The 12,715-nt window shown below is 66.6% G+C and carries 16 protein-coding genes and 1 tRNA gene; 11 read left to right on the forward strand and 6 right to left on the reverse strand.

Going from position 1 to position 12,715, the window contains the following annotated elements:
* Window positions 1–53: 53 nt before the first annotated feature.
* The 4 genes from ACQ450_RS04005 to ACQ450_RS04020 form a co-directional block, all read right to left on the reverse strand.
* The gene (locus tag ACQ450_RS04005; RefSeq protein ID WP_431470603.1) at window positions 54–839 is read right to left on the reverse strand and encodes an enoyl-CoA hydratase-related protein; all 786 of its coding nucleotides are present in this window, start codon (window positions 837–839) and stop codon (window positions 54–56) included.
* 96 nt (window positions 840–935) lie between these two features.
* Window positions 936–1,355 carry a methylmalonyl-CoA epimerase gene (mce, locus tag ACQ450_RS04010; protein WP_431470604.1) on the reverse strand — a complete coding sequence of 140 codons (420 nt, stop codon included), beginning with the start codon at window positions 1,353–1,355 and terminating at the stop codon, window positions 936–938.
* Window positions 1,352–1,759, reverse strand: coding sequence for a Rap1a/Tai family immunity protein (locus ACQ450_RS04015; RefSeq protein WP_431470605.1), 408 nt, complete (start codon window positions 1,757–1,759; stop codon window positions 1,352–1,354). The genes mce and ACQ450_RS04015 overlap by 4 nt, the downstream gene beginning before the upstream one ends.
* Window positions 1,740–3,266 (reverse strand): acyl-CoA carboxylase subunit beta, encoded by a 1,527-nt coding sequence (locus tag ACQ450_RS04020; protein WP_431470606.1) that lies wholly within the window; start codon window positions 3,264–3,266, stop codon window positions 1,740–1,742. Before ACQ450_RS04020 ends, ACQ450_RS04015 begins: the two co-directional genes overlap by 20 nt.
* Window positions 3,267–3,368: 102 nt before the next feature.
* Between ACQ450_RS04020 and ACQ450_RS04025 the strand changes: the two genes are divergently transcribed.
* Window positions 3,369–4,766, forward strand: a complete 1,398-nt coding sequence (locus tag ACQ450_RS04025; protein ID WP_431470607.1) for a helix-turn-helix domain-containing protein — start codon at window positions 3,369–3,371, stop codon at window positions 4,764–4,766.
* A 12-nt stretch (window positions 4,767–4,778) separates the two neighbouring features.
* Here the strand turns inward: ACQ450_RS04025 and ACQ450_RS04030 are convergent, their stop codons facing one another.
* The gene (locus ACQ450_RS04030; RefSeq protein ID WP_188055292.1) at window positions 4,779–5,042 is read right to left on the reverse strand and encodes a hypothetical protein; all 264 of its coding nucleotides are present in this window, start codon (window positions 5,040–5,042) and stop codon (window positions 4,779–4,781) included.
* Between the two features lie 10 nt (window positions 5,043–5,052).
* Complete coding sequence (locus tag ACQ450_RS04035) at window positions 5,053–5,265, reverse strand: hypothetical protein (protein ID WP_431470608.1); 213 nt, start codon at window positions 5,263–5,265, stop codon at window positions 5,053–5,055.
* Window positions 5,266–5,381: 116 nt separating this feature from the next.
* Here ACQ450_RS04035 and ACQ450_RS04040 point away from each other — a divergent pair, with 116 nt between their 5' ends.
* From ACQ450_RS04040 to ACQ450_RS04085, 10 genes are all read left to right on the forward strand, one after another.
* On the forward strand, window positions 5,382–6,143 hold the full coding sequence (locus ACQ450_RS04040) for a class II aldolase/adducin family protein (protein ID WP_431470609.1): 762 nt from the start codon (window positions 5,382–5,384) through the stop codon (window positions 6,141–6,143).
* A 23-nt stretch (window positions 6,144–6,166) separates the two neighbouring features.
* Window positions 6,167–6,673 (forward strand): (2Fe-2S)-binding protein, encoded by a 507-nt coding sequence (locus ACQ450_RS04045; RefSeq protein WP_431470610.1) that lies wholly within the window; start codon window positions 6,167–6,169, stop codon window positions 6,671–6,673.
* Window positions 6,674–6,779: 106 nt separating this feature from the next.
* Window positions 6,780–7,610, forward strand: coding sequence for an RcnB family protein (locus ACQ450_RS04050; RefSeq protein WP_431470611.1), 831 nt, complete (start codon window positions 6,780–6,782; stop codon window positions 7,608–7,610).
* A 156-nt stretch (window positions 7,611–7,766) separates the two neighbouring features.
* A complete protein-coding gene (locus ACQ450_RS04055; RefSeq protein WP_431471273.1) occupies window positions 7,767–8,447 on the forward strand; it encodes a prolyl hydroxylase family protein in 681 nt (226 codons plus the stop codon).
* Window positions 8,448–8,535: 88 nt separating this feature from the next.
* Window positions 8,536–10,299, forward strand: coding sequence for a single-stranded-DNA-specific exonuclease RecJ (gene recJ / locus ACQ450_RS04060; protein WP_431470612.1), 1,764 nt, complete (start codon window positions 8,536–8,538; stop codon window positions 10,297–10,299).
* An 85-nt stretch (window positions 10,300–10,384) separates the two neighbouring features.
* Window positions 10,385–10,549: a hypothetical protein gene (locus tag ACQ450_RS04065; protein WP_431470613.1), complete on the forward strand. Its 165-nt coding sequence runs from the start codon at window positions 10,385–10,387 to the stop codon at window positions 10,547–10,549.
* Window positions 10,550–10,594: 45 nt separating this feature from the next.
* Window positions 10,595–10,670: transfer RNA gene (locus ACQ450_RS04070), tRNA-Glu, on the forward strand.
* Window positions 10,671–10,876: 206 nt separating this feature from the next.
* Window positions 10,877–11,050, forward strand: a complete 174-nt coding sequence (locus ACQ450_RS04075) for a hypothetical protein (protein WP_431470614.1) — start codon at window positions 10,877–10,879, stop codon at window positions 11,048–11,050.
* 207 nt (window positions 11,051–11,257) lie between these two features.
* Complete coding sequence (locus ACQ450_RS04080; RefSeq protein WP_431470615.1) at window positions 11,258–11,731, forward strand: RNA polymerase sigma factor; 474 nt, start codon at window positions 11,258–11,260, stop codon at window positions 11,729–11,731.
* A 98-nt stretch (window positions 11,732–11,829) separates the two neighbouring features.
* Entirely contained in the window at window positions 11,830–12,663 is an 834-nt protein-coding gene (locus tag ACQ450_RS04085; RefSeq protein WP_431471274.1) for a FecR family protein, read from the forward strand.
* Window positions 12,664–12,715: the final 52 nt, after the last annotated feature.

Below are 12,715 nucleotides of genomic sequence, written 5' to 3' on the forward strand. Positions count from 1 at the left end.
CGCAATCTCTACTCTTTCGCACGTCCGGGTGCATCCACGCCGCTCAGCGGGAATCACGCACCCTTGAATTCCGCATCGCGCTTCTGAAGGAAGGCGGCCCCGCCCTCGGTCGCGTCCGCGGTCCGCCGCGCGGCGCGCTGGTTCTCGGCCTCGCGCTCCATCGTCTCGGCGAGACTGTGACTCATGCCATAGGCGACCTGCTGGCGCATCAGTCCCATCGCGACGGTGGGACCGCGCGCCAGCCGGTCGGCGAACATCCACGCCTCGTTCTCGAGCACGTCGTTGGGGACCAGGCGATAGGCGAGCCCCCATTCGAGCGCCCGCTCCGCCTTGATCCGCTCGCCCAGCAGCAGCATCTCCATCGCGCGGCCACGGCCGATCAGCCGAGGCAGCATCCAGCTCGCGCCGCCGTCCGCCACCAGCCCGATGTTGACGAACGCCTGCAGGAAATAGGCGCTTTCGCCCGCGATACAGAAATCCGCCGCCAGCGCCAGGCTGCACCCGATCCCGGCTGCGGCGCCCTGTACCGCGCTCACCACCGGCACCGGAAGATCGGCGATCGCCTGGATCGTCGGGTGATAATGGTCGGAAAGCGCCTTGTGAGTCGCATCGCCGGGCTCGCCGTCGCGCGCCGCGCTCGCGCTGACGTCGGCGCCGGAGCAGAAGCCGCGTCCGGCACCGAGCAACAGCACCGCGCGGGCGTCGCCGAGCGCATCGAGCGCATCGCGAATTTCATCGAACATCTGCGGCGGAGCGGCATTCAGCCGCTCCGGCCGGTTGAGCGTGATGCCGAGCACGTCGCCGCGCCGTTCGGTGAGGATCATTTCATAGTCGGTCATTTCAGTCGTCCCTCTCCCGCCCGCGCCACACCGGAACCGTTCGTACTGAGGAGGGGCTGAGCCTGGCAAAGCGGCTCCTCAGGGCGAACGGAGCGTCTAGTGCCCGCCCTTCGGCGTCTCCATCAATTCGGTGAGCACTCCGCCCATGTCCTTGGGGTGCAGGAAAATCACCGGCGTGCCATGCGCGCCGATGCGCGGCTCGCCCAGCACCTTCACGCCCTTGGCCTCCATCTCCGCCTTGGCGGCATGGATGTCGGGCACTTCGAAACAGACATGATGCTGCCCGCCCGCCGGGCTCTTCTCGAGGAACTTCGCGATCGGCGAATTCTCGCCCAACGGTTCGAGCAGCTCGATCTGGCTGTTCGGCGTATCGACGAAGCACACGCGCACGCCCTGCGCAGGCAGGTCGAACGGCTCGCCAATAAGGGTGGCGCCGAGCACGTCGCGATAATGCGCGACTGCGGCTTCGATCGAGGGCGTCGCGACGCCGACGTGATTAAGGGGGCCAAGGGTCATTCTAGAGTTCCACAGGGGTAGCTATCCACGAGCACCTTCATCACTAGAGTTGTCGCGGCGACCTCAAGCATCTCCGGGTGCCTCCGGAGAAATCTGGTGACATTATCAGCCATTGCTCCAGCCGAAACATCAGGAGGCAGGCACACGACGGGAGGCGCCGATAGGGTAGCGCGAATCGTGTTCAGTGTGTCGTTCGTCGCAACCACGTATCCGACACAGTATGCCGCCGATGGCAGGTAATCCGGCTCGCCCGCGGTTGCAGAGCAATATTGCAGGAGGGTTTGACCTGTCACTAAACGATCTGCCTTCCGGTCCTGACCAAAGACTGGGGCGGGCGCCATTCCAACTCCGTTAAGAGCAGCAAGAGCCAGCAGCCGGGCAAACCTAGAGCGGAATATTGTCATGCTTCTTCCACGGGTTCTCCAGCTGCTTGCCCCGTAGCTTGCGGAGCCCCAGCGCGATCCGCCGCCGCGTGGAATGCGGCATGATGACTTCGTCGATGAAGCCCTTGCTCGCCGCCACGAACGGATTGGCGAAGCGCGCCTCGTACTCCGCGGTCTTCTCGGCGATCTCTTCGGGGGTGCGGCCACGGAAGATGATCTCCACCGCGCCCTTCGCGCCCATCACCGCGATCTCGGCGGTCGGCCAGGCATAATTGAGGTCGCCGCGCAGATGCTTCGACGCCATCACGTCATAGGCCCCGCCATAGGCCTTGCGGGTGATCACCGTGATCTTGGGCACCGTCGCCTCGGCATAGGCGAACAGCAGCTTGGCGCCATGCTTGATGATGCCGCTATGCTCCTGCCCCACGCCCGGCAGGAAGCCCGGTACGTCGACGAAGGTGACGATCGGGATGTCGAATGCGTCGCAGAAGCGCACGAACCGAGCCGCCTTCTTTGACGAGTTGATGTCGAGCACGCCCGCCAGCACCATCGGCTGGTTCGCGACGATGCCCACCGTGCGCCCCTCGATCCGGCCGAAGCCGATCAGGATGTTGCCCGCATGCGCGGGCTGCAGCTCGAAGAAATCGCCATCGTCGAGCGTCTTCCGGATCAGCTCGTGCATGTCATAGGGTTGATTGGCGCTCGGCGGGATCAGCGTGTCGAGGCTCGGCTCGAGCCGATCCCACGGATCGTCGCACGGCCGCTCGGGCACCTCCTCGCGGTTCGACGCGGGCAGGAAATCGATGAAGTCGCGCGCGGCGAGCAGCGCCTCGATATCGTTCTCGAACGCGACATCGGCGACCGAGGACTTGGTCGTGTGCGTCACCGCGCCGCCCAGCTCCTCCTGCGTCACGACTTCGTTGGTCACCGTCTTCACCACGTCCGGCCCGGTGACGAACATGTAGGAGCTGTCCTTCACCATGAAGATGAAGTCGGTCATCGCCGGCGAATACACCGCCCCGCCCGCGCACGGGCCCATGATGAGGCTGAGCTGCGGCACGACGCCGCTCGCCAGCACATTGCGCTGGAACACCTCGGCATAGCCGCCCAGGCTCGCCACGCCCTCCTGGATGCGCGCGCCGCCGCTGTCGTTCAGGCCGATCACCGGGGCGCCGACCTTCAGCGCCATGTCCATGATCTTGCAGATCTTCTGCGCGTGGCGTTCCGACAGCGAGCCGCCGAACACCGTGAAATCCTGGCTGAAGACGAATACCAGCCGGCCGTTCACCGTGCCCGATCCGGTGACCACGCCGTCGCCGGGGATCACCTGATCCTCCATGCCGAAATCGGTGCAGTTGTGCTCGACATACATGTCGAGCTCCTCGAACGAGCCGGGGTCGAGCAGCACGTCGAGCCGCTCGCGCGCGGTGAGCTTTCCCTTCGCATGCTGGGCGTCGATGCGTTTCTGGCCACCGCCCATCCGCGCCGCCTCGCGACGCTGCTCCAGTGCTTCGAGTATGTCGAGCATGGGTTCTCCCGATGTTGCGCCCTTCCCTCACAGGGTCGGGCGCGGCGCGCAACTGCAATGTTGCGAAGTTGCAGCCGCAGGGTTTGCAGATATGAAGCACCGATGGAACCCCGCCGCCGCATCTTCGCCGGAGATCGTTTGCGCGATCTGCGCCGCCGCACCGGGCTCAGCCAGGCCGCGCTGGCGCGGCGGCTGGGCATTTCGGTCAGCTATCTGTCGCAGATCGAGAACAACGATCGCCCGGTGACGGCGGCCGTCCAGCTCGCGCTCGCACGCGAATTCCCATTCGAGCGGCTGGCGAGCGACGATGCGCTGCCGATGCTGCTCGCGGCGGTGGAGGCGGGCAGCGACGTGAGCGTGGCACGCGATCGGCTGAGCGAAGAGGCGGTGCGCCGCGCGCTCGAGCAGCAACCGCAGCTCGCACGCCGGCTGGTCGCGGTGCACGAAGCCTATCGCCGTTCGCAGGAGCAGCTGCGCGTGCTCGACGATCGCGTCGAAAGCGGCGCGCAGGAAGGATCGCAGCTCCCCTGGGAGGAAGTCCGCGACTGGTTTCAGGCCGAGGGCAATTATATCGATGCGCTCGATCGTTCGGCCGAAGCGCTGCACGCGCGGCTGGGCGATCTGCCGCTCGAACGCGCGCTCGAGCAGCGGCTGCGCCAGTCGCACGGCGTGCGGCTGGAACGCGAAGGCGCTGACCATGCCGAACTCAGCCGCTTCGATCCGGAGGCGCGGAGCTTCCGCCTCAACACCGGGCTGCCGCCCGAAAGCCGCTGCTTCCGCCTCGCCACGCTCCTCGTGCGGCTCGAACTCGCGAGCGAGATACGCGCCGTCGCCGAGCACGCGGCGCTGGCCAGCACTGCCGGGCGCGAGCTGCTGTCGGTGGGTCTCGCCAACTATGCCGCCGGCGCGCTGCTGATGCCGTACGACGCATTTCGCCAGGCCGCGCAGGAAATGCGGCACGACATCGATCGGCTGCGCCAGCGGTTCGGCGTCAGCTTCGAACAGGCGTGCCACCGCCTTTCGACGCTGCAACGCCCCGGCGCCGCCGGGCTGCCGGTATTCTTCTGCCGAGTCGACATGGCGGGCAACATCACCAAGCGCCATTCGGCGACGCGCCTGCAATTCGCCCGCTTTGGCGGCGCCTGCCCGCTTTGGGTGGTGCACGAAGCGGTCGCGATTCCCGATCGGGTGCTCGTCCAGCTTGCCGAGATGCCCGACGGGACGCGCTATGTCTCGATGGCGAAGGGGCTGGTGAAGCCTTCCGGCAGCTTCGCCCGGCCGCCGCGGCGCTATGCGGTTGCGCTCGGCTGCGAGGAAAGCCACGCAGCCGATTTCGTCTATGCCGATGCGCTGCGCACCGGCGGCGCGGCCACTCCGATCGGCACCTCGTGCCGCATCTGCCCGCGCACCGACTGCGACCAGCGCGCTTTCCCGCCAGCCGCATCGATCATCGAGATCGATCCCGACGTGCGCGAGACCGTGCCCTACGCCTTCCGCTGAGTACGGCCAGGATCAGCCGGCGCGCTCGTCCTCGGGAGTGGGCGCCGTGCTGGAGCGCGTGGCGACATCACCGCCCAGCGCACTATTCTGGTCGCGGTCGCGGGTGCTGCCTTCATTCTCGATATCCTCGGTCGCGCCACGGGGCTCCGGTCCTGCGTCACGGCCGATCGCATCGGCCTCGGGCGCATAGGCGTCCTCGCGTTCGCTCGGGTTTCGCTGCTGCTCGTCCAGATGCCGTGAGCTGCCCTGGTGAAGCCTTCGATCGCCGTTGCTCATACCTGCTCTCCTATTCGTTCGTGCGGCCAAGGTCGTCGGCGCGCGCGCCGCCGCCCAGGCTGGAATCATTTTCGCGATCGCCTTCGACCGTACTCAAGCCGCCGATCTCGTTCGGGCTTTCCCCGCTGCGGAACAGGCCCTTCGACTGGCCGATGCCGGGATTGTCCTTCAAGTCGTCGCGATGCCGTTCGCGGGGCTCGGTCTTGTCATGCTTGCTGCTCATCGAAAAACCTCCTTGGGTGGTAACCAACCGCATGAGATCGCTCGACGTTCCGGCCGTTTGCGCGGCTGCGCCGACCCGTGCGATATGTGTGCCAAGACAGAAGAGAGGAGCAGGAAATGGCCACCGCGATCGCCGAAAAGCCGCAGATGTCCGACGCCGAATGGGAAGCGCGGCAGCAGCTCGCCGCCTGCTACCGCGTGTTCGACATGCTCGGCTGGTCCGAGATGATCTACAACCACATCACGGTGAAGGTGCCGGGCGAGGATAACGCCTATCTGATCAATCCCTATGGCCTGCACTTCAGCGAAGTGAAGGCGTCGAACCTGGTTAAGATCGATATCGACGGCAACAAGCTGGATGGCTCACCCTATCCGGTGAACCCTGCGGGCTTCACCCAGCACAGCGTGTTCCACAAGCACCTGCCCGACGCGCATTGCATCATCCACACCCACACCACGGCGGGCATGGCGGTGAGCGCGCTGGAAGGCGGTCTTCAGCCGACCAACTTCTACGCCTGCAACTTCGTGGGGCAGATCGCCTATCATGATTTCGAAGGCGTGACGGTGCGCTCGGAAGAAGGCGAGCGGTTGATCGCCAATCTCGGCGGCAAGCGTGTCATGTTCCTGCGCAATCACGGCATCCTGGTGATGGGCCGCACGCTTCCCGAAGCCTTCATCAAGCATTGGGCGCTCCAGCGCGCCTGCGAGATCCAGCTCGCCACCCTGTCGATGGGCAAGCCGCTGCACGTCCCGGACGAAGTGGTGTCGGTCCATCAGCGCGATCTTTCGAAAGTGCAGATTCCCGGCGGGCAAGGCGCTGCCGACTTCGCCGCGATGGTGCGGCTGGTCGACCGCATCGACACAAGCTGGCGCGACTGACCGGATGATGGAATAGCGGCTTCATGACTCGCTTCACCGTCAACGGCAGCCCGGTGGAATATCTGATGGACCCGGAGACTCCGCTTCTCTGGGCACTCCGCGATGCCTCCAATCTCACCGGCACCAAATATGGCTGCGGCACCGGCGAATGCGGCGCCTGCACCGTCGACATCGACGGGCAGGCCCGCCTCGCCTGCCAGATCTCGATCGCCGCCGCCGAAGGGACGTTCGTCACCACGATCGAAGGGCTATCCGAGGGCCGCGAACACCCGGTGCAGCGGGCACTGATCGCCGCGAGCGTGCCGCAATGCGGCTATTGCATTCCCGGCATCGTGATGGCCGCCGCCGCGCTGCTGCGGACGAACCGTTCGCCCTCGCGCGACGAGATTGCAGACGCGATCCCAAACCTGTGCCGGTGCGGCATCTATCCGCGGCTGACCGACGCGATCCTGCAGGCGGCGCGGATCGCACGCGGCGAAGGCGGCGCCGAAGCCACGCCAGGGCCGGGGTTCGGCGACGCGCAACGATGAAGCTTGCCGCGGGCTTTCAGCGCAATTCAGCCACCGCTCATCTCGCATGGCCTATCAGCATGCTACCTCGAAGCCCGGCGTCGAGCCGGTCCTGCGGAGATTTGCAATGATGAAGCCCCTATTGGCGACGCTGATCGCCGCGACCGCCCTGATCCCCCCGGCAGCGCAAGCCCAGCAGCGCGAACGCCAGCAGCAGCAGTGGGAGCAGCGCCAGCAGATTCGTGAGTCCGCCCGCGAACGGCGCCAGGCGGCACGCGAGCAGCGCCAGCAAAACGCGCCCGTGCAGCGCCAGCGTCCGGCTGCGGCGGAGCTCCCGCAGCAGCGCCCGGCCGCGCGCCCCGAATTCCGCCAGGATCGACGCGATGCACGTCAGGAACGCCGCGAGGAGCGGCGCGACTTCCGACAGGATCGTCAGGAGAACCGCGGCGAGGCTCGCGGCGATCGACGCGACTTTCGTCAGGATCGCCGGGAGGACCGTCGCGACTATCGGCAGGACCGTCGCGAGGACCAACAGGACGCTCGCCGCGACTGGAACCAGCGCGAGCGGCTGACGCGCCAGGCGCAACGCCGCTACAACGACTGGCGCGACGACGTTCGCTGGCGCAACGATCTGAACGACCGGCGCGACTGGAACCGTCGCTGGCGCAACGATCATCGCTACGACTGGCGCCAGTATCGTACGCGCAACCGCAACATCTATCGCCTCCCGCGCTACTATCCGCCGCGGGGCTACAATTACGGCTATAATCGCTTCTCGATCGGCCTGACGATCGGATCGCTGCTGTTCGCGCCGAACTACTGGATCGATGATCCGTGGTACTATCGCCTGCCGCCGGCCTATGGGCCCTATCGCTGGGTTCGCTATTTCGACGATGCGCTGCTGGTCGATATCCGGACCGGCACCGTGGTCGACGTGGAATACGGCATCTTCTGGTAAACGCCGGAACGGGGCCCGGATGCGGAAGAGCTTCGGCTCGCCGCATCCGGGCCCTTTTGCGTCTTCGCGCCGGCGCTAGCCTCTTGCAATCGGCGGCTCGCGCTGCACAGTGGCGGCGTGACACAGACGACCCGCAGAAAAACCGGCAGCCAGTCGATGAGCCGCGCGCGCATCGGCCGCGACGTCGCCGCCCGCCTCGAAGCCAATCCCTTCATCAAGAAGGCCAAGGTCGACGTGGCGCAGATCTATTATTTTCCCGATTATCTGAACGACGCCGAATGCGACATGCTGGTCGAGCGGATAGACGCCAACCGGCGTCCCTCGACTCTGCTCGCGACGCACGACGATCCGGATTTCCGCACCAGCGACAGCTGCGATCTCGACCGCTGGGCGCCTGAAATCCGCGCCATCGACGAGCGGCTGGCGCATCTCCTCGGCATCCCGCCCGAACATGGCGAGACGATGCAGGGCCAACGCTATGCCGTCGGCCAGCAGTTTCGCGCGCATTGCGACTATTTCCACGAGACCGAGGCCTATTGGCAGGACATGGTCGATCAGGGCGGTCAGCGCACCTGGACGGCGATGATCTACCTCAACGAAGTCGACGAGGGCGGCGCCACCTGGTTCCCCCGCGCCGGCATCCGAGTCGCACCGCGCAAGGGACTGCTGCTGATGTGGAACAACATGCTCCCCGACGGCAGCCCGAACTACGACACCCTCCACGAAGGCATGGCGGTGCTCGAGGGCACCAAATACATCATCACCAAGTGGTTCCGCGAGAACGCCTGGATCCGCACCGCGGTGCCCACCTACACCTCGCCCGGCCGGGATTCCTAGGCCTCGCCAAGCACCGGAATCCCGTACCCAGGCTGTGATCGGCCCCAGCCCCATTCCCCTGTGAGGCGCAGCGCGCTACCGCTCGTTCATGTCCCACGCCCTTAACATCGATCGCTCGCTCTCCGGCCAGCCGTGGCGCTGGCGCGGACTCGCGGCTGATGCGCGGGATCCCGGGTTCGCGCCCGACGACCTGGTCACCCAGCTGCTGCTCGCGCGTGGCTGCGCGCGCGAACTGCTCGAGCAGCATCGCGCACCCAGCATCCGCGCGTTCATGCCCGATCCGTCGATCTTCCGCGACATGGACAGGGCGGCCGAGCGGCTCGCCGATGCGGTTCTGGCGGGCGAATCGATTGCGGTGTTCGGCGACTATGACGTCGATGGCGCCACGTCCGCCGCGCTGCTGATCCGCCTGCTGCGCGATCTTGGGCTCGAGGCGCGCGCCTATATCCCCGACAGGCTGATGGAAGGCTATGGCCCCTCCGGCGAGGCGCTGGTGCGGCTCCATCGCGAAGGGGCGAGCCTGATCGTCACCGTCGACTGCGGCGCTCAGGCGTTCGAGGCGCTGGCGATGGCCCGCGATGCGGGCGTCGACGTGATCGTGGTCGATCATCACAAATGCGCGAGCGAACTGCCGCTCGCCCATGCGCTCGTGAACCCCAACCGCCTCGACGAAGCCGAGGGCGCCGAGCACGGCCACCTCGCCGCAGTGGGAGTCGCCTGGCTGCTCGGAGCCGCGCTGGTCCGCACGCTGCGCGCGCGCGGCTATTTCGCCGGCCGGCCGGAGCCGCGGCTGCTTGATCTGCTCGATCTCGTGGCGCTCGGCACCGTTGCCGATGTCGCGGCGCTGCGCGGCCTCAACCGCGCCTTCGTGGCGCAGGGGCTCAAAGTGATGGCGCAGCGGCGCAATATCGGCCTCAACGCGCTGATCGAAGCCTCGCGGCTGACGCGCGCGCCGATCTGCTCGGATCTCGGATTCGCGCTCGGCCCGCGCATCAATGCCGGCGGACGCGTGGGCAAGTCCGATCTCGGGGTGCGGCTGCTCACGACCCGTGACGGTGAAGAGGCGCGCGCGATCGCAGCCGAGCTCGATCTGCTCAACGAGGCGCGCCGCGCGATCGAAACCGAGGTCCAGGCCGCCGCCGAGGCGCTGTGCGAGCGGCAGGGCAACCGCGCCGTCGCGGTGGTTGCGGCGCGCGGCTGGCACGCGGGCGTGATCGGCATCGTCGCCGGGCGGCTCAAGGAACGGCTCGGCCGCCCCGCCATCGTGATCGCGATCGACGAGGACGGCACCGGTAAGGGCTCGGGCCGCTCGATTCCCGGGGTGGACCTGGGAGCGGCGGTGCTGGCGGCGAAGGACACCGGCCTGCTCCGTGCGGGCGGCGGCCATGCGATGGCGGCGGGGCTGACGGTCGCCGAGGACGGAGTCGAGCGTCTGTCCGATTTCCTCGAGGAACGATTGTCCGAGCGCGTCGCGCAGGCGGTGGGCGAGCGGGCGCTGCTGCTCGATGCGGTCGTGGCGCCCGGCGGAGTCAATCCGTCGCTGGTGGGGGCGCTGGAGGCCGGTGGCCCCTATGGCATGGGCTGGCCAGCGCCGCGGGTCGCGGCCGGGCCGGTGAAGGTGGTGAAGGCCGATTGCGTGGGCACCGGGCATGTTCGCCTGATCGTCGCGGGCGACGATGGCCGCAGCCTCAAGGCCGTGGCGTTCCGCCAGGCCGAGACCGAACTCGGCCAGGCGCTGCTCGCCGCCCCGCCCTATCGCAAACTCTGGATTGCCGGCCGCGCAAAGATCGACGACTGGGGCGCGCGCCCCGCTGCCGAGCTGCATCTCGACGACGCGGCATGGGCCGAATGACGCGGCTCCCCGCGCTGCCGGAAATCCGCCGCGTCGCCTTCTTCATGGCGACGAGCTGACGACCGACCTCATCTGTTGCGAAGTGGTGACTGCGAAGGGCGCCTTCCTCTTCCATGAGGAGCAGTCCGCATGGCAGGATCTGATCGCCAGCCTCGAACGGCTCCCGGGCTTCCGCCGCGACTGGTACGCAGCGGTCGCGAGTCCGGCCTTCGCCCCCTCCCCGCTCCTCGCCTTTGAAAGAGACGCTTGACCCGCCGCTCCGCTTTCCCTAACCGGCCACTCCACGCTTCGGCATGGCCCCTTCGTCTAGCGGTCTAGGACGCGGCCCTTTCACGGCTGAAACACGGGTTCGAGTCCCGTAGGGGTCACCAAAGTGCCTTCTCAAGGCATCCCAGAACGTGCCGTAAATGGCTGTTTTCCCTTGCGGCGTTGCCGGTGATCGCGATCGAAGCGGCTGAGACCCTCGGCGCGGCTGACGGCGATTGGAGCAAGCGCGATCGGCTATGATCTGCGCGGAAATCTCACCAGTTCGAACACCATCGGCTACGGCTATAATATCGACAATCTGCTCGCCGGCATGTCGAACGGCGTGACGTTCAGCTACGATCCGCTGGGTCGCCTGACCACCTATGGCAGCACTGTTCAGACGCGGTTCCTGTATGACGGCGTCGAGATGGCCATAGCGACGACGGGGCGCTCGTTATCGAAGCCGCGGAGCCGCGGCATCCTTTCGAAAAGTTCGCAGTTCTAGCGCTCAGCACGGCACAAGCGATCAGCCCCGAAGTTCGACCGAACCCGACAGTCGTGCGTCGGCAACATTGCTGTCATAGAGCCTCGGTACGAGCCGGGCGTGCGCGACAGGGCCTCAAGTCAGCGTCCCGAACAAGGAACCGAAAGTGACGGGTCGAACGGACCCGGTGCGGTCGGTCCCGCTGTGCCGGAGACGGAATGGAGCGCCTTGCGGCAGGCACTCGTCGCCTATGTGCAGCGTCGCGGCAATTCCCGGGATGTCGCCGAGGATGTCGCGCAGGAAAGCCTCTCGAAACTGCTCCGCTATACCGAGCGAAGCCGGCCCGCGAGCCTGTATGCGCTCGCGTTCAAGATCGCCGCGAGTACGCTTGTGGATCGCGCGCGCGGGGAAGCGCGCTACAGCCCGCCGGTCGATGAGGGGCATGCGTGCAGCGTTCCGCTGCCCGATACGGTGGCGGAGGACCGGGAGCAGCTGGCGCTGCTCAAGATCGCGCTCGACCAGATGCCGCCGCTGCGCCGCGCGGTGCTGGTCCGGCGCAGACTGGAGAACCAGTCGTGCGCCCGCATTTCCGCCGAACTCGGCCTTTCGGTGGCGGCGGTGGAAAAACATGTCGTCCGCGGGCTTGGCGACCTGCGTGCGGCGATGGCGGATCGCCGGGATCGCGATAAGGTGCTTTCGTGACGCGCGAAGAGAAGATCAGCTCGGAAGCTGCCTATTGGCTTGAGCGAATGAACCGGCCGGTGTTCGAACCGGCCGAGGGGGCGGCGTTCGATCGCTGGATGAACGACGACGGCCGTCATCGCGAGGCATTCGCCGATATGGCGGCGGTGTGGGATGCGCCGCTGGTGGCAAGCGCGCTCGCCGAGCAGCCGGGCGCGGTGCAGCCGCAGAATTCGGAAGAGGCTTCGTTCCCCGCCCGCCGGGTCCCGGTCATGTGGCTCTCGAGCGCGGCGGCTGCGCTGGTTCTTGCAGCGCTGATCTGGCTGCTACCCGCGCTGCCGCGCAGCTATGAAACCGCCCCTGGAGCACTCGGCTCGATCGCGCTCGCCGATGGAAGCACCGTGGCGCTGGGGGGTAACAGCGCGATCCGCGTCCGCTATCTGCCCTGGCGTCGCGAGGTACGCCTTACGCGGGGCGAGGCGACGTTCGACGTGGCGCACGAGGCAAGCCGCCCCTTCGCAGTGCTTTCCGGCGTGGCGCGCGTCACCGTCACCGGCACGACCTTTCATGTCGACCGGCTCGGCGAGGAGACAGTGGGGGTACAAGTCGCGCGCGGATCCGTGCGCGTCGAGGCAAAAGACGAGATGCTTCGGCTCGGCGCCGGCGAGGCCGCGCGCGCGGGCGGCGACGGGCTCGCCCGCGTTCCGATGCAGGACGAGGATCGCAGTTGGCAGTCCGGCTGGTTCGTCGCCAATGACGTTCCGCTCGGAGATCTGATTGAAAAACTTCGCCGCTACAGTAAATTGCCAATCCGAGTTGCCGATCCTGAAATAGAAGATCGTATCATTATGGGCAGGTTCAATATCTCTGAGCCGGAAGAGGTGCTGCGATCTATGTCGATTTCCTATGGCGTCAATGTTGATGCCAACGAACGATGGATAATTATTTCGTAGTTAAAGTGCAGCATTTCAGTCGCGGAACTTTAACAAAAAACTTCTGTCCGGA

It is taken from the genome of Sphingosinithalassobacter sp. LHW66-3 (assembly GCF_050703275.1).
In the GTDB taxonomy this organism is placed as follows: Bacteria; Pseudomonadota; Alphaproteobacteria; order Sphingomonadales; family Sphingomonadaceae; genus Sphingomonas.

What these genes read in the sequence shown, in the direction of transcription:
- ACQ450_RS04005 (WP_431470603.1), bottom strand. Translation starts at nt 839, where the DNA reads ATGACCGACTATGAAATGATCCTCACCGAACGGCGCGGCGACGTGCTC.
- mce (WP_431470604.1), bottom strand. Translation starts at nt 1,355, where the DNA reads ATGACCCTTGGCCCCCTTAATCACGTCGGCGTCGCGACGCCCTCGATC.
- ACQ450_RS04015 (WP_431470605.1), bottom strand. Translation starts at nt 1,759, where the DNA reads ATGACAATATTCCGCTCTAGGTTTGCCCGGCTGCTGGCTCTTGCTGCT.
- ACQ450_RS04020 (WP_431470606.1), bottom strand. Translation starts at nt 3,266, where the DNA reads ATGCTCGACATACTCGAAGCACTGGAGCAGCGTCGCGAGGCGGCGCGG.
- ACQ450_RS04025 (WP_431470607.1), top strand. Translation starts at nt 3,369, where the DNA reads ATGGAACCCCGCCGCCGCATCTTCGCCGGAGATCGTTTGCGCGATCTG.
- ACQ450_RS04030 (WP_188055292.1), bottom strand. Translation starts at nt 5,042, where the DNA reads ATGAGCAACGGCGATCGAAGGCTTCACCAGGGCAGCTCACGGCATCTG.
- ACQ450_RS04035 (WP_431470608.1), bottom strand. Translation starts at nt 5,265, where the DNA reads ATGAGCAGCAAGCATGACAAGACCGAGCCCCGCGAACGGCATCGCGAC.
- ACQ450_RS04040 (WP_431470609.1), top strand. Translation starts at nt 5,382, where the DNA reads ATGGCCACCGCGATCGCCGAAAAGCCGCAGATGTCCGACGCCGAATGG.
- ACQ450_RS04045 (WP_431470610.1), top strand. Translation starts at nt 6,167, where the DNA reads ATGACTCGCTTCACCGTCAACGGCAGCCCGGTGGAATATCTGATGGAC.
- ACQ450_RS04050 (WP_431470611.1), top strand. Translation starts at nt 6,780, where the DNA reads ATGATGAAGCCCCTATTGGCGACGCTGATCGCCGCGACCGCCCTGATC.
- ACQ450_RS04055 (WP_431471273.1), top strand. Translation starts at nt 7,767, where the DNA reads ATGAGCCGCGCGCGCATCGGCCGCGACGTCGCCGCCCGCCTCGAAGCC.
- recJ (WP_431470612.1), top strand. Translation starts at nt 8,536, where the DNA reads ATGTCCCACGCCCTTAACATCGATCGCTCGCTCTCCGGCCAGCCGTGG.
- ACQ450_RS04075 (WP_431470614.1), top strand. Translation starts at nt 10,877, where the DNA reads ATGTCGAACGGCGTGACGTTCAGCTACGATCCGCTGGGTCGCCTGACC.
- ACQ450_RS04085 (WP_431471274.1), top strand. Translation starts at nt 11,830, where the DNA reads ATGAACGACGACGGCCGTCATCGCGAGGCATTCGCCGATATGGCGGCG.